The following is a 23,701-nucleotide window of genomic DNA, read 5'->3' as shown; positions in this document are numbered from 1 at the left end:
CTGTCACCCCGGGATAATTCACCTGCATTGTTGCGAACAGCTGATCGGAGAGGGGAACGCCCTCCTCCGCCACCGGCTGTCAGAGCACCGTCACCCGAGCCTGCGCCCACGAGGTGTGATCGAAGGCCGAGTTCGCATTGGCATCCGCCACGACGAGGTGGAGCAGCTTGACCCCCCGTACGTCCACGTCGAGCGCGGTCGGCCCCGAGGCGCCGGTCAGCACCCCGGTGGTCGCCAGCACGCGCCCGTCGCCGCGGACGGTCGCGCGGGTGGCTCCGGCCGCGGACTGCTTCTTCGAGAAGTCGTCGATGCCGACCAGGGCCGTGAAGCGGTTCCCGCGTCCGCCCAGGTGGTAGACGATCTCCGACGGGGCGTGCACGCCGAGCCCCTTCGCGTACGTGACCCCGCCGAAGGCGATCGGGGTGCCGTCGCCCGCCGGCTGCTTGCCGTTGGAGCGGTCGAGCTCGACCGGGCCCCAGCCGTTGGCGGCCGAGACCCACGTCAGGTCGCTGAGGTAGCTGTCCTTGGCGGGCGGGGCCGGCAGCGGGGCGTGGCGGGTGGGCGCCGTGAAGTGCAGGCCGGACGAGGTGGCGGCCTGTGGGACGAGCAGCGCGGGCGCGGTCCCGGGCGCGGTCACCCGCCAGGTCGTGGTCAGGGCCGCGCCCGGGGCCAGGGAGGGCGCGGTGGTCGCGCCCACCGGGGCGGCGGTCCAGCCCGCGGGGACGGGGAGGGTGACGCGCACGTCCGGCCAGGGGCGGCTGGTGCCGTTCGAGACGGTCGTGGTGAGGGTGGCGGCCGAAGCGTCGGCGACCGCCGTGAGGCCCCACGGGCGGCGGGTGTACGTATCGGCCCAGGAGGAGCGGAGCAGGGCCGTCAGGGAGGTGACCACGGAGGGGTTCGCCGCCGCCACGTCGTACTTCTCGGCGAGGTCCGTGGTCAGGTTGTAGAGCTCGAACCGCCACTGCGCGTCCGGTACGGTCCGGTCGCGCGCCGGGGCGAACCGTACGGCCTTCCACTGGTCCTTGCGGACGGCCTCCGCCACCTGCTTCGCCCGGCCGCCGTCCTGGGTGTTGGCCCGGCTGGTGACGCCCTGCTCGTCGCGGTACCAGTACAGGTGGCCGTGGACCGGGGCGAGGGCGGGTGCGCCGTTCAGCACCGGGGCCGCCGAGAGCCCGTCGATGTCCGAGGGGGCCGGGGCGCCGCCCGCCAGTTCGGCGAGGGTGGGCAGGAGGTCGTACAGCGGGGTGGGGCGGGCGCTGGTGGTGCCGGGCGCGATGCGGCCCGGGGACCAGGCGATCAGCGGGACGCGTACGCCGCCCTCGTAGAGGTTCCTCTTGTAGCCGCGCAGCGGGCCGTTGGCGTCGAAGAGGTCGGGGTTCACGCCGCCCTCCTCGTGCGGGCCGTTGTCGGAGGCGATCAGGACCACGGTGCGCTCCGCGATCCCCAGCGCCTCCAGCCGGTCCACGACCGCGCCGACCTGCGCGTCGAGGAGGCTGATCTGCGCCGCGTGCGCCTTGTTCGCCTGGGTCCACGACTGCGAGGCGTACGCGCCGATGTCGGGGACCTCGCTCGGGGCGTGCGGCAGGTTGGGGGCGAGGAAGAGCAGGAAGGGGTCGGCCCCGGCGGCGCGGGCGTCGATGAAGTCGAGGGCGCGCGCGGCGATCGCGTCGGGGGCGAAGGTGCCCGCCGGGACGGTCTCCTTGGCGTCGTTGTGCCAGAGGTAGGCAGGGTGGTACTGGTGGGCGTGGCTGTGGTCGATGTACCCGTAGAACTCCTCGAAGCCCCGCGCGCCCGGGTGGCTCGGCTGGTCCCCGGCCTCCGGTCCGAAGCCCCACTTGCCGAACAGGCCCGTACGGTAGCCGCGCGCCCGCAGCACCTCCGCGAAGGTGGTGTCGCCGGCGCCGAGGCTGCCCTGGCCGCCGCTGGAGGGGTTGGCGCGGACGGCGGCGTGGCCGGTGTGCAGGCCGGTGAGCAGTGCCGCCCGGGAGGGCGCGCAGACGGCGGCTGCGGAGTAGGCGTCGGTGAAGCGGAGCCCCTCGGCGGCGAGCCGGTCGATGCGCGGGGTGGAGATCAGCTTCTGGCCGTACGCGCCCAGGTCCCCGTACCCGAGGTCGTCGGCCAGGACCACCACGAGGTTCGGGGCCGGCGCCGGCGGCTCGGCGGCGGCCGCCCCCTGGGGCCGCGCCAGCTGCGGGAGGGCCGCGAGGCCCGCGGCGGCGGCGGATCCCGCGATGAAGTGGCGGCGGCTGGGCATCTCGAACTCCCCGGTGGCGAAAGGCTGGTGGGAAGATCGTCCGCCCGGGCGGCCGCCGGGACCATGCACGGGGCGTGAAAAGCGTGTGACAGCCCCCGGGCGTGCGCCCGCGGGCTGTCGGGGAGAGCGCCGGGACGGTCAGATGGTCGAGGTGTCGATGACGAAGCGGTAGCGGACGTCGCCCGCCTGTACGCGCTCGTACGCCTCGTTGACCTCCGCGGCCGCGATCACCTCGATGTCCGAGCCGAGTCCGTGCAGCGCGCAGAAGTCGAGCATCTCCTGCGTCTCGGCGATCCCGCCGATCATCGAGCCGGCCAGCGTCTTGCGGCCGCCGATGACGGAGAACAGGTTCAGCGAGACGGGCTCCTCGGGGGCGCCGACGTTCACCAGGGCGCCGTCCACCTTCAGCAGCCCGAGGTAGGCGTCGAGGGCGAGCGGTGCGGAGACGGTGGACACGATCAGGTCGAAGCGGCCCGCCAGCTCCTCGAAGGTGGTCTCGTCGTTCGTGGCGTAGAAGTGGTCGGCGCCGAGCCCCAGCCCGTCCTCCTTCTTGCGCAGGGTCTGGGAGAGCACGGTGACCTCGGCGCCGAGGGCGTGGGCGATCTTGACGCCCATGTGGCCGAGGCCGCCGAGGCCGACGATCGCGACCTTCTTGCCGGGGCCGGCCTTCCAGTGCCGCAGCGGGGAGTAGAGGGTGATGCCGGCGCACAGCAGCGGGGCGGCGATGTCGAGGGCGAGGCCGTCGGGGATGCGGACGGTGTAGTTCTCGTCGACGACCACGTGGGTGGAGTAACCGCCGTACGTGGGCTCGCCGTTCTTGTCGAGGGCGTTGTACGTGCCGGTCATGCCCTTGGCGCAGAACTGCTCCTGCCCGGCGAGGCACTGCTCGCACTCGCGGCAGGAGTCGACGAAGCAGCCGACGCCGACGCGGTCGCCGACCGCGAACTTGGTGACGCCCGGGCCGACCTCGGTGACCACTCCGGCGATCTCGTGCCCCGGGACCATCGGGTAGATGCCCTCGCCCCAGCCGTCGGTGACCTGGTGGATGTCGGAGTGGCAGATGCCGGCGAACTTGATGTCGATGAGGACGTCGTGCGTGCCGACCGGGCGGCGCGGGACGGTGATGCGCTCCAGCGGGGCCTTGGGGGCGGGAGCGGCGTAGGCGGCGACCTGGGTGACGGACACGGTGGGGCTCCTCGGAAGACTGCTGCGAGTGACTGCGGTGTGCGAGTGACTGCGGTGAAGGACTGCGGCGCCGGGCGGCGCACCGCTCGTTCCTCGGTCACCAGCATGCCCTCGCGGGCCGCGGCGACCCATCCCCCTGTCCTGCCTAGGACTGGCGAACCTACCCTTGGCGGGGTCAGGCACAGCCCCCCGGCCTGTCCGCGCACGCGGCGATACTGGGGTAATGGACCAGCTTGATCAGCGAGCCGAGCTCGGCGAGTTCCTGCGATCCCGGCGCGCCCGGCTGCGCCCCGAGGACGTGGGCCTGACCGACCACGGCCGTCACCGCCGGGTCCCCGGCCTGCGCCGCGAGGAGCTGGCGCAGCTGGCGGGGGTCTCGGTCGCCTACTACACGCGCCTTGAGCAGGGCCACGGGCAGAACGTGTCCGCGGAGATCCTCGACGCCATCGCGCGGGCGCTGCGCCTGGACGGCACCGAGCACGCGCACCTGAGCCGGCTGGCCGCCCCCAAGCCCCGCAGGCGCCGCCAGGCGGCGCGCCCGCAGCAGGTCCGCCCCGAGCTGCGGACGCTGCTGGACGCCATGGAAGGCGTACCGGCGTACCTGGTCGGGCGGCGCCAGGACGTCATCGGCTGGAACCGGCTGGCGGCCGCGGTCTTCGGCGACTTCGGGGCCCTGCCCGCGCAGGAGCGCAATCTCGTACGGCTGGTGTTCCTGGACCCGGCGACGGCCGAGCTGTACGCGGACTGGGAGTGCCGTGCGTGCGAGGTCGTGAGCAATCTGCGGCTGTACGCCGGCCGGTACCCCGATGACGAACGCCTGACGGCCCTGGTGGGCGAGCTGTCCGTGAAGAACGAGGAGTTCCGCCGGCTGTGGGCGGCCCACACGGTGGCGGACGACAAGACCCACGGCCTCAAGCGGCTGCGCCATCCCCTGGTCGGCGAGCTCCTGCTCTCCTTCGAGACCCTGGCCCTGCCGGACGATCCGGCGCAGTTCCTGGTCACCTACCACGCGCCTCCGGGCTCCCCCTCGGCCGACGCCCTGCGCATGCTCTCGTCCTGGTCGGCGCCGGCGGCCCCCGCCTCAGTCCTGGAGCTGTAGCTGTAGCTGTAGCTGTAGCTGTAAGTAGCCGTGTGCGCGTTCGCGCCGGTAGCCCAGGGCCGCGTTGACCGCGAGCATCGGGGTGTTGTCGTCCGCCACCGAGGTGGCGATGGTGCGCAGGTCCGGGTGGCGGACGGCGGCCTCGGCGAGCATGCGGAGCTTGACCGCGCGGCCGAGGCCGTGGCCCCGGTGGGCGGGGACCACCACGGTGTCGTACTGGAGCGCGCGCGGGCCCGCCGGGTCGGGGAGGACCAGTTCCGTGTAGGCCGCCACCTCGCCGTCCGGGGTGACGGCGGCGACCGTGGTCAGCGCGCCTCCCCGGTCCAGGATCTTGCGGTGGTTCGCGTGCAGGCGCTCCGCCGTCCAGGTCTGGATCCGCTGGTCCAGGTCCCCCATCGGCGCGTCCTCCATCGCCCTGTGGGCGACGGCCACCGCCGGCGCCCACGCGTCGGGGACCAGTCCGGGCCAGCAGAACAGCTCGTAGCCGCGCGTCCGGCCGGACCGTCAGCTCGTCCAGGAACGCGGTGTGGTCGTTGCCGCCGTCCGTGAACAGGACCAGCGAGGCGACGCCGTCCTCCGCGGCCCAGTGCACCGAGCGCCCCCGCGCCGAAGGCACCCGCAGCGCTCCGGCCACCTCCGTCCGGGAGGGCGGCGGCACCTGCGGCAGGTCGGCCGTCCGGGCGGAAGCCAGGACGGCCCACCAGTGGTCGACCTCGGTGTCGGTGGGGGGTGCGGAGAGCGCGGCGGTGCGCTCAGGCGTTTTCGGTGATCGTCACCCGGCCGCGCCGGATCGTCGCCACGCGCGGTGCCCGCTTCGCGAGCGCGCTGTCGTGCGTGACCATCACGAAGGTCAGGCCGTGCTCCTTCCACAGCCCTTCGAGCAGGTCCATGACCTCGTCGCGCATCGATTCGTCGAGGTTGCCGGTCGGCTCGTCGGCGAGCAGCACCTTCGGCCGCTTCACCAGGGCCCGGGCGATGGCCACGCGCTGCTGCTGGCCGCCGGACATCTCGCCGGGCAGGTGGCCCATCCGCTCGCCGAGGCCCACGGAGTCCAGTGCCTCGGCGGCCCGCTCGCGGCGTTCGCGCGCCTTGAGGCCGAGCGGAACCAGCGCCGTCTCGACGTTCTCCTGGGCGGTGAGCGTCGGGATCAGGTTGAAGGACTGGAAGACGAAGCCGATGTTCTCCGCCCGGACCCGGGTGAGGCGGGCCTCGGAGACGGTGGCGAGGTCGAGCCCGTCGAGGACGACCGCTCCCGCCGTCGGCCGGTCGAGGGCGCCGAGCATCTGGAGCAGGGTGGACTTGCCGCCGCCGGTGGGACCCTGGATGACGAGCCGGCCGCCGTCCTCGATGGTCAGGTCCACGCCGGCCAGCGCGTCGATGGATTCCTTGCCGCGCCGGTAGCGCTTGGTGACACCGGTGAGTTGGTACATCTCGTTCCTTCGCTCGCTCAGAAGTTCGTACGGTCGGCCCGCGCGGGCGGGCGGCCCCGCCGGCCCGCGGGGCGGGCGGGCTACTCGACGCGGCGCAGGGCGTCCGCCGGCCGCAGCCGGGAGGCGCGCCAGCCGCCGAAGCCGCCCGCGATCAGCCCGCCGGCGACGGCGAGGGCGACGGCCAGGCCGATCGTGGAGAACGAGACGGGCGCGGTGAGCGCGATGTCGAGGGCCTTGCCCGCGCCCTGCCGGGCGGAGCGCATCATGCCGCCGCCTCCCGCGCCGCCGCCGGCGCCGGCCCGGGCTCCGCCGCCCGCGAGTTGCGCGGTGAGCTTCGGGCTGATCGCCGTGATGGCGTAGGCGGCCGCGAGCCCCAGGCCGATGCCGAGCGCCCCGCCGATCAGGCCGTTGACCAAGGCCTCTCCGGCGACCTGGCCGGTGACGCGGCCGCTCTTCCAGCCGAGCGCCTTGAGGGTGCCGAACTCGCGGACGCGCCGGGAGACGGCGGAGGAGGTCAGCAGGCCGGCGACGAGGAAGGCCGCCAGGAGGACGGCGTACGAGAGCCAGGTGCCGACGGTGGAGGCGAGGGAGGCGGCGGTGGAGAGCGAACCGGAGACCGTGTCGGCGAGGTCGGCCGAGGTGGTGACGGTGGTGTCCGGGACGTTCTTCTGGATGGCCTGCTTCACGGAGCCGATCGCCTGGGAGTCCTCGGCCTGGACGTAGACCGTGGTGATCTTGTCCGGGGTCCCCGCGAGGGTCTGGGCCTGCTTGAGCGGTACGTAGACGTTGGCGGCCGCGTCCCCGCTGTCGGCGGTGGCGATGCCGATGACCTTGAACTTGGCGTTCTTGACGGTGACTTCGGAGTCGACGGCCAGCTTGTTCTTCGTGGCGTAGGCGCTGTCGACGACCGCGACGGCCGCGTCGGTCTCGCCGGCCTGGAAACCGCGGCCCGAGGTGATCTCGGAGGTGGTGAGCGGGCCCAGCTCGGGCTTGGTGACGTCCGTGCCGTACACGGAGAAGGAGTTGACGTCGAAGTCGGCGCCTCCGCCCTCGACCGTGCCGCCCGCACCGCCCGTGGCGCCGCCCGTCGCGCCCGGCTTGGTGGCGCCGCCGCTGCCCGCGGCGCCCTCCGCCCGCTTGAACTCGCCGCGCTTGAACTGCCCGTTGACCTTCATCACCTGCAGACTGAGCCCGCCGACGGCCTGGGCGACGCCCTCCTGGCCGGACACCTCGCCCACGGTCGCGGCGTCGAGCGTCTCGAAGCCCTGCGGCATGACGAGGTCGCTGCTCTGCTCGGCCCCGGCGTTCGCGTCGCCCTCGCCGTTCGCGTCGAACTGGAACCGGGGCCGGGCGGCGGCGCCGTCCTCGCCCGGCGGGGCCTGCGCCTTGGTGACGGTCATGTCCGTCCCGAGGCCGTAGAGCGACTGGAGGACCTTGCCCTGCGCCTGAGCCATCCCCGCCGAGACCGAGGTGACGACGATGACGAGGGCGATGCCCAGGGCGAGTCCGGAGGCGACGACGAGCGCCGCCTTCCTGCGGCGGCGCAACTCGCGCCGGAGGTAGGTGAAGAACATGCGGCGAACCTAGGCAGCACCCCTGATCGCCGGATAAGCCGCCGATAAGAGTCGGATGAGAACGCGAACTCACAGGCCACGCACAGACGGACGGCGGGGAGCCCCCTGGCCGGGGCTCCCCGCCGTCCGTCGCGGGGTTCAGCTGTCGGGTCGGCGCGTCAGACGGCCGCGCCCGCCTTCCAGTCCGCCCAGCTCATGTTCCAGCCGTTGAGTCCGTTGTCCGGCTTGATGGTCTTGTCCGGGGAGTTGACGACCGTGACGACGTCTCCGATGAGGGAGTTGTCGTAGAACCAGGCCGCGGGCTGGTTCGGGTCGTTCGCACCCTTGGCGTCGTTCAGACCGACACAGCCGTGGCTGGTGTTGACGCTGCCGAAGATGGAGTCCGAGCCCCAGTAGTTGCCGTGGATGAAGGTGCCGGAGTTGGACAGCCGCATCGCGTGCGGAACGTCCTTGATGTCGTACTCGCCCTTGCCGTCATCGTCCGTGAAGCCGACGGTGGCACCGTTCATCCGGGTCTCCTTGAACTTCTCGGAGATCACCATCTGGCCGTTGTACGTCGGGTTCGCCGGGGCGCCCGCCGAGATCGGGATGGTCTTGAGGACCGCGCCGTCCCGGGTGACCGTCATCTTCTTCGACTTCGCGTCGACGGTGGAGACCTGGCTCCTGCCGATCTTGAAGGTGGCGGTCTTGTTCTGGACGCCCTGGATGCCGGGGCCGCCCGCGACGCCGTCCAGCGCCAGCTTCAGCGTGACGGTGGAGTTCGCCTGCCAGTACTTCTCCGGGCGGAAGTCCAGGCGCTGCGCGCTGAACCAGTGGCCCACGACTTCCTGGCCGCTGGTGGAGGTGACCGTGATGCCCGCCTGGACGGCCTTCTTGTCCTTGATCGGCTTGTTGAAGGTGATCGAGACCGGCATGCCCACACCGACGGTCTTGCCCTCGTCCGGGATGAAGGAGCCGACGAAGCTGTTCTCCGGGGAGATCGTGGTGAAGGAGGCGTTCTCGTGCGCCTCGCGGCCCGCCTCGTCCTTCGCGGTCGCCGACAGCGCGTACTTGGTCGAGCGCTTCAGCGCGCCGTCCGGCTTCCAGCTCTTGCCGTCCGCGGCGATCTTGCCCGGCACCGCGGTGCCCTCGTTGCTCTTCAGCTCGACCAGGGTGAGCGTTCCGTCGACGACGGCCACGTTGGCCGCGTCGTTCAGGCCGACGTTGGCGGCGCCGTCCTTGGGAGTGATGGTTATTCGCGCCTTGGAGGCGTCCTTGGCCGCCGCCGCGTCGACATCGGCCTTGGCCGACGCCTCCCCGTTGGCCTTCGGCGCATCCGTCCCGCCGTCACCCGCGTCGTTGCACCCCGCGAGCACCAGTACGCCACCGAGTACGGCGGATATGGCCACCAGGGCCTTTCTCCGTCGCTTGCTGTCCGTCCTCACACGCCACTCCATCGTTGCCGGAACCCCGTTCCCCGGGCAGGGGGGCACGCCCCCCTGCCTCGTCCTGACAACGCGTTGACGCCCCGGGCCGCATCCACATTCCCTTCGAATGTGGTCAACCCCACCGTCAGACGCTGTCAGCCTCTTCGTCGATGTCCCCATCTTCCTCGTCCAGGTCCCACTCCATGGACTCGGGGTCGTATTCCACGGGCTCGCTGCTCCAAGAGGCCTGTGCGAGCTCCACTCCGGGGATTTCCGCGACGAGGTCGGTGGGGTCCACCAAGTAGGCCAAAGCCTCCGATTCGTCCTCCCGGACCGCCGCCTCCGCGTGGCTGCGCTCTTCGTCCGGCATGAACTCGTCGGCCTTGATGTGCGCGAGCGCGGCTCCGGTGAGCGCGTCCACGTCGGGTACCTCGAGTACCAGATCCACCCGAAGGCGTACGTATCGTGATGTCTCAGAAGGGTTCATATGACGGAGGGTAATCCCGCGCAATCCCCGGCTTTCCCACGACCCGCCCCTTTCCCCGACATCAACGCTCCCCCGAACGGGCCGATTTCCCCCCGGATTCGGTAAATGACCATTAAACGCCGATATGACAATCCACCCTTCCCCAGCAGGCTCTTCCCGACCGGGCTGAACCCCGGAGCGCTCCGGAGGTACCATCACCGGACACGGCCAATTCGCTGCTGCACAAGGGGGATCGCACCGTGTCCGCACGTCGATCAACACTCACCGCTCTCGGAGCGACCACCCTCCTCGCCGCTCTGTGGTTCGTCCCCTCGGCCAACGCCACCGCCCCCGAGCACGCGCAGGGCTCCGCCTCCGAGTCCGCGGCCGGGAGCTCCCGGTCCCAGGCCGCGGCGGCCCTGGCGGCCGACGGCGCCTCCCTCTCGCTCGCCGACACCGGCGGCGTCGAGACCACCCCGTACCTGCTCGGCGGCACGCTCTGCCTGGGCCTCGGGGCCGGCTTCGTGGCCTTCTCGGTACGCCGCTCGCGCGCGCTGTAGCACCGGCGCCAACGCCGGTCCGGGCCCCGGTTTCCCCGGGCCCGCGTCTCCGCGTCCCGCGTCCCCGCGTCTCCGCGTCCCCGCGTCTCCGCGTCCCCACGTCTCCGCGTCCCCACGTCTCCGCGTCCCCACGTCTCCGCGTACGACAAAGGGCCGCGGTCCGGGGTGATTCCCCGGGCCGCGGCCCTTTCGCCGTACGGCGCGACTCAGGCCAGGCGGCCGGTCACGGATTCCACGGCCTCCACGAGCGCGCCCGACCGGACGAACGCGTCGGCGGCGGCCAGGTCGGGGGCGAGGAAGCGGTCCGGTCCGGGCCCCTCCACACCCGCCGCGCGGGCGGCCGTGATGGCGGCCCGGCTGGCCGGCGCCGGGGTGAGTCCGTGGCGCAGCTCGATGGCGCGGGTGGCGGCGTACATCTCGATCGCGACGATCCGGGTGAGGTTGTCGACGGCCGTACGGAGCTTGCGCGCCGCCGACCACCCCATGGAGACGTGGTCCTCCTGCATGGCGGAGGAGGGGATCGAGTCGGCGGAGGCCGGGACCGCGAGCCGCTTCATCTCGCTGACCAGGGCGGCCTGCGTGTACTGGGCGATCATCAGGCCGGAGTCCACACCGGCGTCGTCCGCGAGGAACGGCGGCAGGCCGTGGCTGCGGTTCTTGTCGAGCAGCCGATCGGTGCGGCGCTCGCAGATGGAGCCGAGGTCGGCCGCGGCGATGGCCAGGAAGTCCAGGACGTACGCGACCGGGGCTCCGTGGAAGTTGCCGTTGGACTCCACGCGCCCGTCGGGCAGCACGACCGGGTTGTCGACGGCGGCGGCCAGCTCGCGCGAGGCGACGAGGGCGGCGTGCGCCATGGTGTCGCGGCCCGCGCCGGCGACCTGCGGGGCGCAGCGCACGGAGTAGGCGTCCTGGACGCGCGGGGCGGACTCCTCCTGGAAGTGCCCGGTGAGCCCCGACCCCGCCAGGACGGCGGCCATGTTGGCGGCGGAGGCGCCCTGGCCGGGGTGCGGGCGGATGGCGTGCAGCTCGGGCTGCAGCACCTTCTCGGTCCCGAGCAGCGCCTCCAGGGTCAGGGCGGCGGTGATGTCGGCGGAGGTGTACAGCTTGCCGAGGTCGGCGAGGGCCATGACCAGCATGCCGAGCATTCCGTCGGTGCCGTTGAGGAGGGCGAGGCCCTCCTTCTCCCGGAGCTCGACGGGGACGATCCCGGCTTCGGCGAGCAGCTCGCCGGCGGGCCGGACGGTCCCGTCGGGACCCTCCGCGTCGCCCTCGCCCATGAGGGCGAGCGCGCAGTGCGAGAGCGGGGCGAGGTCGCCGGAGCAGCCGAGGGAGCCGTACTCGTGGACCACGGGGGTGATCCCGGCGTTCAGGACGTCGGCCATGGTCTGCGCGACGGACGGCCGCACGCCGGTGTGCCCGGAGGCGACGGTCTTCAGCCGCAGGAACATCAGTGCGCGCACGACCTCGCGCTCGACGCGCGGGCCCATGCCGGCGGCGTGCGAACGGACGATGTTGCGCTGGAGCTGCGCGCGCAGCTCGGGGCTGATGTGCCGGGAGGCGAGCGCACCGAACCCGGTGGACACCCCGTAGACGGGCTCGGGCTTGGCGGCGAGCGCTTCCACGATCTCCCGGGCCCGGCCCAGCGCGGCGACGGCCTCGCCGGAAAGCTCGACGCGGGCGTTGCCCCGAGCGACGGCGATCACGTCCTCGGCGGTGGTCCCGGACGTTCCCACCACGACAGTGTGCATATCCATATTCAGCACCCTACGGACTGAATCCCTTCATGTCACCCCTCCTTCACGCACCCCCCGCACGCCTCGACCCCGGCGGGGCCTCCCCTCCTTCACGCACCCCTCGCACGGCTCGGCCCCGGCGGGCCTCCCCGGCTTCGCGGCGCTGCGCCGGACTCCGTCCGGCGGGGGCCAGCGGGGCCGGGGGCCTCAGCCCGCCGCGCGTTCGCGCCCGGTCCGGGCAGCGCCCGGGCACCCTCAGCCCGTCCGGCGCTTGAGGACGGGGACGGGGCAGCGCCCGGGCCACGGCTACGCGCGCCCCCGGAACCGCCGCCGCTCCCCCGGCCCCCCGGGCTTCGCGTCCGCCAGCCGGACCACCGCCGTGTCGCGCCCCGCCACCACCGGCTTCAGGGACCGCGCCGCCTTCGCCTTGTACTGGGCCGCGTCCGCCAGCCGGAACAGCCGCCGCGAGGACTTCACCGGGCCGATCGGATCCCCCGTGGACGCGACCCCGCAGGCGACCCCCTCGCCCAGCTCCAGCTCGGCGGCGCGCAGGCACACCTCCTCGGTGACCCGGACCACCTCGTCCGCCGAGGGCCCGACGCTGACGAGGCAGAACTCGTCCCCGCCCAGCCGCGCGACCAGCGAGCCCGGGAGCATCGCCCCGCACAGGCTGAGCACCGAGCCGAAACGTTCCAGCAGGCGGTCGCCCATCGCGTGCCCGAGGGTGTCGTTGACCTTCTTGAGTCCGTTCAGGTCGCAGACGACCAGACTCACCACGGTCGCCGCCGCACTCCTGCGGTGCTCCTCCAGCGCCTCGTCGAGCCGCATGTCCACGGCCCGCCGGTTGGCCAGCCCGGTCAGCGGATCGGTGAAGGCGAGCCGCCGGGCCTCCTCCAGCCGGTCGTTCTGCGCGAGCCCGGCCGCGACCACCGCCGCGAGGACGGTCGCGAACTCCGCGTCGTCCTCGTCGAAGTCCGGCAGGCCCTCGTCCCGGGCCACGTACAGCTCGCCCCAGGCCCGCCCGCTCAGCACGATCGGCGCGACCACGCACGTCCCGCGCCCGCGCCCGCGCAGCGCCTCGCCCCGGCGGCCGGGGCGAGGCGCTGCGCGGGCGCGGGCGCGGGACGGGCCGGGGAGTACGGAGATCCGCTCGGCGGCGATGTTGGCGAGGGCGGTGTCCACGTTGAAGACGGGCTGGGGGACCATCGTGGCCCCGCGCATCAGGCAGGCGATGATGCCGGCCTTGTAGCCGAAGGTGTGGAAGAAGGGGTTCACGATCAGGTAGCGGTCGCCCTCGCGCAGTCCGGCGAGCTCGCTCCACACCTCGTAGCAGCGCAGGGACTGGGCGTGGGTGATGACGGCGCCCTTGGGGCTGCCGGTGGTGCCCGAGGTGAAGATGATGTCGGAGGGGGCGTCCGCGCGGATCGACGCCGTGCGGGCCGCGACCGCCTCGGCGGATACGGAGTCACCGCCGGTCAGGAAGTCCTTCCAGGTGCGGAAGGAGTCGGGGGCGTCCTCGGACAGGACGACGACCTGCTCCAGGTGGGGCAGGCCGGGCAGCGGTCCGGAGCCCTCGCCCTCGGCGGCGGCGCGGCGCAGCGAGGCGACGTAGGAGGTGCCGAGGAAGGTGCCGGTGACGAAGAGGAGCCTGGCGCGGCTGCGCTGGAGGACGTACGCGGCCTCGGTGCCCTTGAAACGGGTGTTGAGGGGGACGAGTACGGCTCCGGCGGAGACGGCGCCGAGCGCGGAGACGATCCATTCGAGGGTGTTGGGCGCCCAGACGGCGACCCGGTCTCCCCGTTCGACGCCGGCGGCGATGCAGGCGGCCGCGGCGCGTTCGACGCGTTCGCCGAGCTGGGCGTAGTCGATGCGGACGCGCCCGTCGACGACGGCCTCGTTCCCGGCGTAGCGGACGGCGGCGTGCCGCACGAGCCCGCCGATGCTGGTCCACGCCAGGTCGGCCCGCCGGTCCTCCGCCGAGCCCTCCGGCCCCGCCGAACCGTCCACCGCCCCGGCCCCCGGCGCGGATGCGGTCCGGGACTCCACTCCGGACCCCGCTCCGGACTCCACTCCGGACTCGGCTCCGGACCCCGCTCCGGACTCGGCTCCGGACTCGGCTCCGGACTCGGCTCCGGACTCCGCTCCGGGCGCGCGATCAGGGCCGGTGGCCGGGCGGGCCCGGTCCGGGCCGGTGGCCGGGCCAGTGGCCGGGCCGGTCGCCGGGCCGGTGGCCGGGCCTGCCCCGTCCGCGTTCCGGGTCGCGCGAGCGACACTGCGTGCGGCCTCGTCCTCGTCCATCGTCCGCCCCTCCTGCGATACCAGTAGCTGACTATCCGTCAGATTAGCTGTAGCCTTCGCGGCTGTCAGTACTGGTGCGCACCCCGGAGGTGGCGATGGCGGCAACGCTCAAGGACGCTACGGCGATAGTCGGCATCGGGCAGACCGCCTTTGCCAAACAACTGCCGCAGTCCGAGAAGGAACTGGCCTGCCGGGCCATCCTGGCGGCACTCGACGACGCCGGCATAGACCCCTCCGAGGTCGACGCCTTCTCCTCCTACACGATGGAGGAGACCGACGAGGTCGAGGTCGCCAAGGCCATCGGCGCCGGCGACGTCACCTTCTTCTCCAAGATCGGCTACGGCGGCGGCGGCTCCTGCGCCACCGTCGGCCACCTGGCCGCCGCCGTCGCCACCGGTCAGGCGAGCGTCGGCGTCGCCTGGCGCTCGCGCAAGCGCGGCTCCGGTCCCCGCCCGTGGAAGAACACCGCCGTCCAGCTCCCCACCCCCGGCCAGTGGACCCGCCCCTTCGGGCTGCTGCGCCCCGCGGACGAGATCGGGATGCTGGCCCGCCGCTACATGCACGAGTACGGAGCCACCCGCGACCACCTCTTCAACGTCGCGATGGCCTGCCGCAACCGGGCCAACGAGAACCCGGCCGCGATGATGTACGAGCGCCCGCTGACCCGCGAGATGTACATGACCTCCCGCATGATCAGCGACCCGCTCTGCCTCTTCGACAACTGCCTGGAGACGGACGGCGCCCTGGCCTGCGTCATCGTCAGCGCCGAGCGCGCCCGCGACTGCCGCCAAAAGCCCGTCTACGTCCACTCCGTGGCCCAGGGCCTGCCCTCCCAGCACCACGGCATGGTCAACTACTGGAACGACGACCCGCTGTCCGGACCCGCCTGGACCGCCGCCCGACACCTGTGGAAGCAGGCCGACTTCGGGCCGCAGGACGTGGACGTCGCCCAGATCTACGACGCCTTCACCCCGCTGATCCCGCTCTCCCTGGAGGGCTACGGCTTCTGCGGGCGCGGCGAGGGCGCCGCGTTCACCGAGGGCGGCGCGCTGGAGATGGGCGGCCGGCTGCCCATCAACACCGGCGGCGGCGGCCTCTCCGAGGCCTACGTCCACGGGTTCAACCTGATCAACGAGGGCGTCAAGCAGCTGCGCGGGATCTCCACCGCCCAGGTCCCCGACGCCGCCACCTGCCTGGTGACCGCGGGCGAGGGTGTCCCGACGTCCGCGATCCTGCTGCGAGCCTGAGGAGCTGACGAATCCATGACGATGCAGCCCACCACCAAGCCCGCGACACCCCCGACGCCCCCGACGCCCTCGGCATCCGCGGACGGGCTCCTCCTCCCCGTCCCCGACGAGGACGGCGCCCCCTTCTGGGAGTACACGGCCCAAGGCGAACTCCGCGTCCAGGGCTGCGCCGAGCCCGCCTGCGGCAAACTCCGCTTCCCGCCCCGCCCCTGCTGCCCGCACTGCCGTTCCTTCGACTCCGAATGGCGGCTGATGAGCGGCCGGGGCCGGATCTGGTCGTACGTGCAGCCGCACCCGCCGCTGCTGCCCGCCTACGCCGCGCAGGCCCCGTACAACGTGATCCTCGTGGAGCTGGCCGACGCCCCGCACATCCGTCTCGCCGGGAACCTCGTCGCCTCCGCCGACGCCCCGATGAACTCCGTGGACCCGGCGCGGCTGCGCATCGGCGCCCGGGTCCAGGTGGTCTTCACCGAGACGGGCGGGATGGCCGTACCGCGCTGGATCCTGGAGAAGTCATGACGGCTCCGGGCCTGCGGGTGGAGCGGGACAAGACCACCGGGGTCGCGGTCGTCACACTGGACCGGGAGCGCAAGCACAACGCGATCGACCTGGAGACCGCCACCGAACTCGCGCGGGTGTGGCGGGAGTTGCGCTTCGAGGACGAAGTGCGGGCGATCGTGCTGACGGGCGCCGGGCGGGCGGCCTTCTGCACGGGCATCGACCGGGGCGTCTCCGTGCCGCAGCCCTCCTCGCCCTTCTCGATGGACGACCCCCTCGTCGCCATCGGCCCGAAGGCGAACGACCTGTGGAAGCCGGTCGTCGCCGCCGTCAACGGCATGGCCTGCGGCGGGGCGTTCTACCTGCTGGGCGAGTCGGAGTTCATCGTCTCCTCCGCGTCCGCGACCTACTTCGACCCGCACACCAGCTACGGCATGGTCAGCGCCTACGAGGCGATCTACATGGCGCAGCGGATGCCCTTCGGCGAGGCCGCCCGGATGTCCCTGATGGGCACGGCGGAACGCCTCTCCGCGCGGCGGGCGTACGAGATCGGCCTGGTCTCCGAGCTGGCCGAACCGGACGAGCTGCTCCCGGCGGCGCTGCGGGCGGCCGAGACCCTGGCCGGCTTCCCGACGGAGGCCGTGCAGGGCACCGTGCGGTCGCTGTGGGCGGCGAAGCAGGCCGCGCTCCAGCAGGCGCTGGCGCAGGCCCCGGGGCTGGTGGCCCTGGGCAACCTGGCGCCGGAGCGGCAGGCGGAGCTGTTCGCGGGGCGGCGCGGGGCGGGACCGGAGCCGCGGATCCGCTGACGGGACGGGACGGGCCGGCGGCAGCCGGCTCGGCCGCCGGGAAGCCGGCGCGGTTGCTGTTGAGGTTGTAGACGTGCTGGACGGTCACCTTGAGCCGTTCCGCCGCCTACCGGGCATCTGCATATCTAGGATCAGTGATGGGAGGTGACGGTGATGCAGGATGCCCAGATGCGAAAGTTCCGGGGGAAGAACAAAGCCCCGAAGTGGACCAAGCCCGACGACGGGATCGTGTCGGTGATGGTGCTGCCGCTGGCCGTCACCGATCCCGCCGAGCTTGCCCGGCTGGACGGCCTGTACGGGGCGATGTGGTCGATCAAGCGCGCCGTCCAGCGTGACGCCCGCGCCAAGGTGGACGCCTACTGGGCCGCGTACCGCGAGCGGGAGGAGCAGGGGGCGAAGGCCGTACGGCAGCGCCTGGGCCTGTCCCGCGAGAGCCTGGAGCGTTGCGCGTACACGCACTTGGAGGAATCGGGGCACCTGAAGCACCACGCCTCCAAGGCCTTGGCCATGCATATGGCCGATGAGGTGTGGAACGGGGTGCAGCGGCATCTCTTCCCCGATGCCACCGGCCAACGTTTCGGCCGTCCGAAGGGCGGCAATTGGCACGGCTTCACCCGGATTCCGGGCCGCGCCCGTTCCCACACGACCGACAACAAGTGGGAGACCTTCCGCCTGGTCGGCACCCTCCACAGCCACTCCACGGCCCACACCGACGGCGGCCTGCACCTGCTGATGCAGCCCCGCCGGATGCCGAAGCCGACCGTGCCCGAGGGCAGGGTGCCCACCGGCAAGGTCACCGCCTCAGGCAAGCCCGCCACCCGGAAGGCGACGTGGTGGGACCACACCGGCCCCCTCGCCGTCGTCTTCGCCGGAGGACCCGAAAGTGCCCGTGGTGATCTCGTACTTCCGGTACGCATCCCGCAGCAGCCCGGCCAGTGGGCGCGGGTGCAGCACTTCCTCTCCAGCCCCGGCCGCTGGCACAAGGTAGACCTCGTACGCCGCAGGAAGGCATCCGCGCCGGGCGGCTGGGTGTATGAGGCGCACTTGATGGTCCTCGGCCCCGGATACACCTCACCCAGCGTGCGGGCCATGCGCGACCGCGCCGCCCAGCTCGACCGTATCGGCGGGGTGGACGGCAACGTCTCCAACCTCTCCGTCGTCTCCCTCCCCGCCGCCCTCACCGGCGGCAAGCCCGTCTCCACCGAGATCACGCTCACCGAAGCCGAGCGGACCCTGCTGGAGAAGCAGGCAAAGAAGCGGCGGGACCGTGCTCGGGCGCTGGAGCGCTCCCGTCGTGCGACGAACGCCGCGCAGTACGGCTTATCGAGGAAGCAGGCCAAGCGCGCCGGCCGGAGGGAAGCGCAGGGCCTCAAGCCGAAGACGGTCAGCGTTCCTGGTGGTGCCCGTGCCGCCCGGTCCGATGGAGTGCCGAAGCAGGCGTTCCGCCACGACCGACTCTCCACCAACTACCGGGTGACGCGCGCCCGCCAGGCCGAACAGGCTGCCGGTATCGCTGAACACCGCCGTCACCGTGCCCGTCTGGTGGCCCGGGAGATCATCGCCGCCCACGGCCCCGTGCTGGTCGTGGAGGACTGTGACATCCGCGCCTGGTACCGGTTGTGGGGCAAGCGTCTGTCGCAGACCACGCCGGGCATGCTGATCTCTGCCCTCACGGTCGAGTGCGAAGCGGCCGGGGGGCGGCTGGTCCGGGCCTCTACCTGGTCAACGGCCTTGTCGCAGCACTGCCTGTGCGGTGAGCGCGTCTCCAAGATGCTGCGGGAGCGTGAGCACACGTGCACCGCGTGCGGCCTCACCGGCAAACGGGACCTCGTATCCGCCGCGCTGGCCGCGTTCGTCCGCTTCACCGACGTAGACGACCCCACGACCGCATACTTGGACACCGCCATGTCCCGGCACGCACAGATCACCTACGCACAAGCGCTGGAAGAAGCGCTGCGGGAGTCAACCACACCGAGCCCGAAACCGCTCCGGCGGCCGGGTCGCGTGGCAGTCCCACGGCAGCAACGCCGTGAGACCCCTGCTCCCCGAACCGCCGGACAGCGGCACCGAGCAACCCCGGATGAGGCACGCTCGCGTGGCCACGCCGGAAAGCCCGGTCCCCGCCCCGGCCGCAATCCGCAACTCACCCTTTGGTGACCTGCGGATCAAGTCTTAGCGGGTCTTCTTGGTGGACTTGGGCTTCGGCGTGCTCGTCTTCTTGCCGTCCGGCAGGTCCGCGGACGATCCCGTGGAGCCGGTGGTCGCGGTGGGCGTCGGACTCGCGTCCTCGACGATCTCGACTGCGCCCAGGGCGCACCGTTGGACCCCGTCGGCCTTCTCGGCCCTCTTCAGGGGGACGTCCAAGGTCCGGCTCTCGCCCGGCTTGAGGTGGTGGACGCTGACCATGACGTGCTCGACGCCGTAGTCCTCCCATTCGAAGCTCACCGTCGTCCGGATGGTGTGCGTCACGGCCGAGTCCGAGGTGATCTTGACCGTGGCCTTCGGCCGGCCCGGGCCGGCGCAGGTGACGAGCTCGAGGTGCGCGGGCAGCGCGGACGGGCTGGGCGTGGGCGAGGCCGTCGAGCCACCGCCGTTCCCGCCGCTGCCGGGGCTCTTCTTCTTCGGCTTGCTCTTGGAACTGGAGCAGCCGCCCCCGCCGCCGCTCTTGCCGCTGCTGCTCCCACTGCCGCTGCCACCGCTGCCACCGCCGCCCGTCGAGGAGAACCCCGTCAGCGCGAGCACCACGCCCACCAGCACCACCGTGAACCGGACCCGCCGCACTGTGACCGCCACGGCCACTCCTCCCCCTGGAAACTCGGCGGCACGCTACCAGGTGGTACGGGCCGCGGGCCGGGCTCCGCGTGCGGGAGCCGGAGGGCGGGCGTAGCGTCGGGACCGAGATCCAGACCCACATCCCCCGGAGGGCCGGGCATGATCCGCAACGTACTCGGCTCGCTGTTGGGTCTGATCGGAGCGACGGCAGCCGTCTGGAGCCCCTTCCGTGCCTGGTACGACGGCCGTCACGGGCGCGACTACCGGATCCAGGAGCTGTTCACCGCCGCCGGGATCACCGACACCAAGGCGGCCCTGCTGGGCTCGCTCCTGCTGCCCTTCCTCTTCGCCGCCCTGCTCGCGCTGGTCGCGATCGTGCTGCGCTCGCGGCTGCTGATGGCCTGCGCCGGGATCGTCGTCCTCGGCTTCGCCGTGCTCTGGATGGTCCGTCAGGGCCAGGCGGCGGGCAGCCTCTCGGTCGGCGGCGACGGCCTGGGCCTGGGCGACGGCCTCGCCAACGCCTTCGGCGCGGGCGCCCTGCTCCTGCTGGCGGCGGCCGTGATGAGCGGCCGGCCCGGCCGCCGCGCCCGCCGCAGCCTCGACCGCCGCGACCGGCAGAGCCTGGACCGCCAGAACCCCGACCGCACGAACCCCGACCGCGCCCCGGACCCGTACGCCCCGGGCCCGGGCCCGGGCGCCGGCCAGGAGGGCCCGTACGGCGGCCAGGAGGGCACGTACCCGTACCCGGTCACCCCGGAGACGCACCCCTGGCGGCCGGACCCGCGGCCCGACCCGCCCAAGGACGGCTCGTAGCGCCGCACCCGGACATGACGGCGGCCCCGTCCCCCTGAGGGGGCGGGGCCGGCCAGCCGTTGCGGGCGGGGTGGGGATCAGGCCTCGACGACGCCGGAGGCCGCGACCTCGATCTTGCCGCGCGTGGAGCCCGAGGGGGTGCCGAGCTTCTCGATCTGGTCGACGAGCTCCGTGCCCTCGACGACCTCGCCGAAGACGACGTGCTTGCCGTCGAGCCACGGGGTGACGACCGTGGTGATGAAGAACTGCGAGCCGTTGGTGTTGCGGCCGGCGTTCGCCATCGAGAGCAGGTACGGGCGGGTGTGCTTCAGCTCGAAGTTCTCGTCGGCGAACTTCTCGCCGTAGATGCTCTTGCCGCCCGTGCCGTTCTGCCGGGTGAAGTCGCCGCCCTGCAGCATGAACTGCGGGATGACGCGGTGGAACGGGGAACCCGCGTAGCCGAAGCCGTGCTGGCCGGTGGCGAGCTCGCGGAAGTTCTGGGCGGTCTTCGGGACGACCTCGTCGAAGAGGTTGAAGACGATGCGGCCGGCGGGCTGGCCGTCGATGGTGATGTCGAAGAATACGTTGCTCATGGGGTCCATCCTGTCACTCCCGGTGTGCTGCGCGACCCGGAGGGGGCCATGACGCGACCCCCGGACGGCTCAGCGGCGGCCCCCGTACGGCTCCGCGACGGCTCCGCGGAAGCTCCACCGCAGCTCAGCCGCGGCCCGGGTCCCGGCCCGCTCCCGGCCCGGTCCCGGCTCAGCCGCCCGTACGGGTACCCGTGCCCTTGGCGGCGTCGAGGGCGTACACGCAGCGGTCCTTGCTGCACGCGTAGACCACGCCCGCCTCGGCCACCGGGGCCCCGGTGATCTCCCCGCCCGTGGCCAGCTTCCAGCGGAGCTGGCCGCCCGCCGCGTCGAGGGTGTACAGGCAGTGGTCGGCCGAACCGAAGTGGACCCGGCCGTCCGCGACCGCGGGCGAGCCGGTGATCTCGCCGCCCGCCGCGAACCGCCACTTCGGGGTGCCGGTGACCGCGTCGAGCGTGTACACCGCGCTGCCCGCGCCCAGGTGGACGTTGCCGGCGGCCACGATGACCGGGTCCGCCGACGGGCGGGGCTCGGTGGCGATGCGCCAGCGGTCCTTGCCGGTGGCCGCGTCCAGGGCGTACACGGTGCCCAGGTAGTCGGCGAGGTAGACGCCGCCGCCCGTGACGGCCGCGCCGGGCGCGAAGGCCGGGGGCGCCAGGAACACGGCGGGGGCCTCGAAGTGCCAGCGGACCCGGCCGGAGGCCCGGTCGATGGAGATCACCCGGGTGCCCGCGCAGACGTAGACGTTGCCGTCCGCCGCCGGTGCGACGCGCACCGGCACGTTTCCGCAGGAGCCCGCGTCGCCGACCGGGTAGGACCAGGACTCGCGGCCGGAGCGGGCGTCCAGGGCGCGCAGCCGCGCGTCCTGCCACACGTACACCGTGCCGTCGTGCAGGACGGGCGCCGCCTCGGTGGTCTCGAAATCGCTCTGCGCGCCCGTGAGCTCCCACAGCTTGTGGCCGCTGGAGGCCTCCCAGGCCTGTACTCCGCCGCCGCGCGTGGCGGTGACCACGGTGCCCCGGTCGGCGCGCAGCGCGTAGACCCAGGCGTCGGTGGACAGGCGCCAGCGCTCGGAGCCGTCGCCGGCGTCGAGGGCGTAGAGGGAGGGGCCGTCGGAGGCGTGGATGCGGCCGTCGGCGACGGCCATGGACCAGGCGACGTCGCGGGTCTTGAACTGGCGGCGGCCGCTGGCCACGTCCAGGGCGTGGACCTCGAAGGAGGTGACGTACAGCAGGTCGCCGGCGACGGTCGGGGTGCCCCAGACCTCGTTGGACATGCGGAAGCGCCAGGGCCGCCAGCGTCCGCTGTCCGGTGCCGGGCCGGCGGGCCCGGGTACGGAGGGGACGGGCGCGGGGCCGACCACCGAGCCGCCGCCGGGCGGGCGGATCCAGCCGGTCGCCGAGTCTGCGGCGGCGGCGTGGGCGGGCGCGGCGGCGGAGGCCTGCGGGCCGGGGCCGATCGGGACCGCGGAGCCGCCGAGGCGGACGGGCTCGCCGGAGGGAGCCATCGGGGGGTGCGCGGGGCGCTGGGGGACGGCCTGGCCGGTCCGCGGGTCCAGCCAGGGGTCGGCTCCGCCGCGCGGGCGGCGGTGCGTGGCGGGCCCGGCGGCGATGCCGGGGCCGCCCGGGCCGGGCAGGTGGGCGCTGGGGGCCGGCACGGAGGCCGCGGCGGAGGCGGCGGCCGCCGAGGCCGCTGCGGCGGAGGCCGCGGAGGCTGCGGCGGCGGCAGCGGCTGCCGCTGCGGCGGCGTTGCGGTGGCCCGCGCGCCGGGCCTCGATCATCGCGACGGCGCGCGTGGGCAGCCAGGCGGAGGCGGTGCCGCTCTCGTCGCCGCCCTCGAAGAGGTGCGGGGCGAGCTGCGCCTGCAGGTCGGCCGGGGTGGGCCGCTGCGTGGCGTCCATCTGCATGCAGGATTCGATGAGCGGGCGGAGCTCGTCCGGGAGCCCCTCCAGGTTGGGGCCCTCGCGCAGCAGCATGAAGACCGTCTCCACCGGGTTCGCCCCGTGGTAGGGCGGGTGCCCGGTGGCGGCGAAGACGAGGGTGGAGCCGAGCGAGAAGACGTCGCTGGCGCCCTTGACGCTGCGCGAGTCCTTGGCCTGCTCGGGCGACATGTAGGCGGGGGTGCCGACGGCGACGTTCGTCATGGTCAGGCGGGTGTTGGAGACGCCGCTGGCGATGCCGAAGTCGATCACGCGCGGGCCGTCCTCGACGACGAGCACGTTGGACGGCTTCAGGTCACGGTGGACCAGGCCGGCCCCGTGGATGGACTGCAGGGCCTCGGCGATGCCCGCGGCGAGCCACCGTACGGCCTGGGCGGGCATGGGCCCGCACTCGTGGACGATCTCCTCCAGGGAGGGCGCGGGCACGTACGCGGTGGCCAGCCACGGCACGGCCGCGCGCGGGTCGGCGTCGACCACGGCCGCGGTGTAGAAGCCGGAGACGGCGCGGGCCGCCTCCACCTCGCGGGTGAAGCGCACGCGGAACAGCTGGTCCTCGGCGAGCTCGGTGCGCACCGTCTTGATCGCGACCCGCCGGCCGGATGCCGACCTGGCGAGATAGACCAGCCCCATGCCGCCGGCGCCGAGCCGTCCCAGCACCTCGAAGGGGCCGATCCGTCTCGGGTCGTGCTGCGTCAGCTGCTCCACCACTCGCCTCCACACCCATCCCCGTACGGGCTCCCGCGCGGGCCCCCGCTCCTCCAACAAGCACGCCACCTGCACGCGCGCCGGCACACGGCGGTCGGCCCGTGCGGCGTCGCACCGCCGGGCGCCGCCCGCGGTCGCGCACACCGATTCTGTCAGGCCCGGGCCTGGTCCGGCCCCGGGTACGCGGGCGGGTTCGTACGGGAACCCGCCGGGGGATCACGCGCCCGCGCCCGTACGGGGCCGCGCGCGAGGCCCGTACGGGGTGCCGGGCGGGCTCGGCGCGGGCTCGGCGCGGGCTCGGCGCGGGCTTTCGTAGGGCTGTCGGCCCGGGCTCGTACGACTGTCGG

19 protein-coding genes are annotated in these 23,701 nt (G+C 73.1%); 7 read left to right on the top strand and 12 right to left on the bottom strand.

Features of this window, described 5'->3' with window-relative positions:
• Positions 1-79 precede the first annotated feature (79 nt).
• Positions 80-2,254, bottom strand: a complete 2,175-nt coding sequence (locus DRB96_RS29040; RefSeq protein WP_112451131.1) for a sulfatase-like hydrolase/transferase — start codon at positions 2,252-2,254, stop codon at positions 80-82.
• Between the two features lie 138 nt (positions 2,255-2,392).
• Positions 2,393-3,439: an NAD(P)-dependent alcohol dehydrogenase gene (locus DRB96_RS29035; protein WP_239516110.1), complete on the bottom strand. Its 1,047-nt coding sequence runs from the start codon at positions 3,437-3,439 to the stop codon at positions 2,393-2,395.
• A 223-nt stretch (positions 3,440-3,662) separates the two neighbouring features.
• Here DRB96_RS29035 and DRB96_RS29030 point away from each other — a divergent pair, with 223 nt between their 5' ends.
• Complete coding sequence (locus DRB96_RS29030) at positions 3,663-4,538, top strand: helix-turn-helix transcriptional regulator (protein ID WP_112451129.1); 876 nt, start codon at positions 3,663-3,665, stop codon at positions 4,536-4,538.
• Here DRB96_RS29030 and DRB96_RS29025 read toward each other — a convergent pair.
• The 5 genes from DRB96_RS29025 to DRB96_RS29005 form a co-directional block, all read right to left on the bottom strand.
• On the bottom strand, positions 4,521-4,934 hold the full coding sequence (locus tag DRB96_RS29025; RefSeq protein ID WP_162688557.1) for a GNAT family N-acetyltransferase: 414 nt from the start codon (positions 4,932-4,934) through the stop codon (positions 4,521-4,523). The genes DRB96_RS29030 and DRB96_RS29025 overlap by 18 nt on opposite strands.
• Before the next feature lie 356 nt (positions 4,935-5,290).
• The gene (locus DRB96_RS29020; protein WP_112451127.1) at positions 5,291-5,968 is read right to left on the bottom strand and encodes an ABC transporter ATP-binding protein; all 678 of its coding nucleotides are present in this window, start codon (positions 5,966-5,968) and stop codon (positions 5,291-5,293) included.
• Between the two features lie 80 nt (positions 5,969-6,048).
• A complete protein-coding gene (locus DRB96_RS29015) occupies positions 6,049-7,542 on the bottom strand; it encodes an ABC transporter permease (RefSeq protein ID WP_112451126.1) in 1,494 nt (497 codons plus the stop codon).
• Between the two features lie 158 nt (positions 7,543-7,700).
• Complete coding sequence (locus DRB96_RS29010) at positions 7,701-8,978, bottom strand: Ig-like domain-containing protein (RefSeq protein WP_112451125.1); 1,278 nt, start codon at positions 8,976-8,978, stop codon at positions 7,701-7,703.
• Between the two features lie 115 nt (positions 8,979-9,093).
• A complete protein-coding gene (locus DRB96_RS29005) occupies positions 9,094-9,396 on the bottom strand; it encodes a hypothetical protein (protein WP_343234609.1) in 303 nt (100 codons plus the stop codon).
• 278 nt (positions 9,397-9,674) lie between these two features.
• Here DRB96_RS29005 and DRB96_RS29000 point away from each other — a divergent pair, with 278 nt between their 5' ends.
• Positions 9,675-9,974 (top strand): hypothetical protein, encoded by a 300-nt coding sequence (locus tag DRB96_RS29000; RefSeq protein ID WP_112451123.1) that lies wholly within the window; start codon positions 9,675-9,677, stop codon positions 9,972-9,974.
• A gap of 206 nt (positions 9,975-10,180) precedes the next feature.
• Here DRB96_RS29000 and hutH read toward each other — a convergent pair whose 3' ends face one another.
• The gene (hutH, locus tag DRB96_RS28995; protein WP_112451122.1) at positions 10,181-11,722 is read right to left on the bottom strand and encodes a histidine ammonia-lyase; all 1,542 of its coding nucleotides are present in this window, start codon (positions 11,720-11,722) and stop codon (positions 10,181-10,183) included.
• A 291-nt stretch (positions 11,723-12,013) separates the two neighbouring features.
• On the bottom strand, positions 12,014-14,005 hold the full coding sequence (locus DRB96_RS28990; RefSeq protein ID WP_239517773.1) for an AMP-binding protein: 1,992 nt from the start codon (positions 14,003-14,005) through the stop codon (positions 12,014-12,016).
• Between the two features lie 95 nt (positions 14,006-14,100).
• On the opposite strand from DRB96_RS28990, the gene DRB96_RS28980 reads away from it, so the two are divergent.
• From DRB96_RS28980 to DRB96_RS28965, 4 genes are all read left to right on the top strand, one after another.
• Complete coding sequence (locus DRB96_RS28980; RefSeq protein WP_112451121.1) at positions 14,101-15,252, top strand: lipid-transfer protein; 1,152 nt, start codon at positions 14,101-14,103, stop codon at positions 15,250-15,252.
• 21 nt (positions 15,253-15,273) lie between these two features.
• On the top strand, positions 15,274-15,771 hold the full coding sequence (locus tag DRB96_RS28975; protein ID WP_112453804.1) for an OB-fold domain-containing protein: 498 nt from the start codon (positions 15,274-15,276) through the stop codon (positions 15,769-15,771).
• A complete protein-coding gene (locus DRB96_RS28970) occupies positions 15,768-16,556 on the top strand; it encodes an enoyl-CoA hydratase/isomerase family protein (protein WP_112451120.1) in 789 nt (262 codons plus the stop codon). Before DRB96_RS28975 ends, DRB96_RS28970 begins: the two co-directional genes overlap by 4 nt.
• Positions 16,557-16,724: 168 nt before the next feature.
• Complete coding sequence (locus DRB96_RS28965; protein ID WP_239516525.1) at positions 16,725-18,713, top strand: transposase; 1,989 nt, start codon at positions 16,725-16,727, stop codon at positions 18,711-18,713.
• Between the two features lie 15 nt (positions 18,714-18,728).
• Here DRB96_RS28965 and DRB96_RS28960 read toward each other — a convergent pair whose 3' ends face one another.
• Complete coding sequence (locus tag DRB96_RS28960) at positions 18,729-19,349, bottom strand: hypothetical protein (protein ID WP_112451119.1); 621 nt, start codon at positions 19,347-19,349, stop codon at positions 18,729-18,731.
• A 138-nt stretch (positions 19,350-19,487) separates the two neighbouring features.
• Here DRB96_RS28960 and DRB96_RS28955 point away from each other — a divergent pair, with 138 nt between their 5' ends.
• Complete coding sequence (locus tag DRB96_RS28955) at positions 19,488-20,141, top strand: hypothetical protein (RefSeq protein WP_239516526.1); 654 nt, start codon at positions 19,488-19,490, stop codon at positions 20,139-20,141.
• Between the two features lie 77 nt (positions 20,142-20,218).
• Here the strand turns inward: DRB96_RS28955 and DRB96_RS28950 are convergent, their stop codons facing one another.
• Both DRB96_RS28950 and DRB96_RS28945 read right to left on the bottom strand, forming a co-directional pair.
• Positions 20,219-20,713 (bottom strand): peptidylprolyl isomerase, encoded by a 495-nt coding sequence (locus DRB96_RS28950; RefSeq protein ID WP_112451118.1) that lies wholly within the window; start codon positions 20,711-20,713, stop codon positions 20,219-20,221.
• Between the two features lie 169 nt (positions 20,714-20,882).
• Positions 20,883-23,354 (bottom strand): serine/threonine-protein kinase, encoded by a 2,472-nt coding sequence (locus DRB96_RS28945; protein WP_112451117.1) that lies wholly within the window; start codon positions 23,352-23,354, stop codon positions 20,883-20,885.
• Positions 23,355-23,701 lie beyond the last annotated feature (347 nt).

The organism is Streptomyces sp. ICC1 (genome assembly GCF_003287935.1).
GTDB lineage: Bacteria > Actinomycetota > Actinomycetes > Streptomycetales > Streptomycetaceae > Streptomyces > Streptomyces tritrimontium.
The sequence above is the reverse complement of the archived record's forward strand: the minus strand, read 5'-3'. Positions and strand labels throughout refer to the sequence as shown.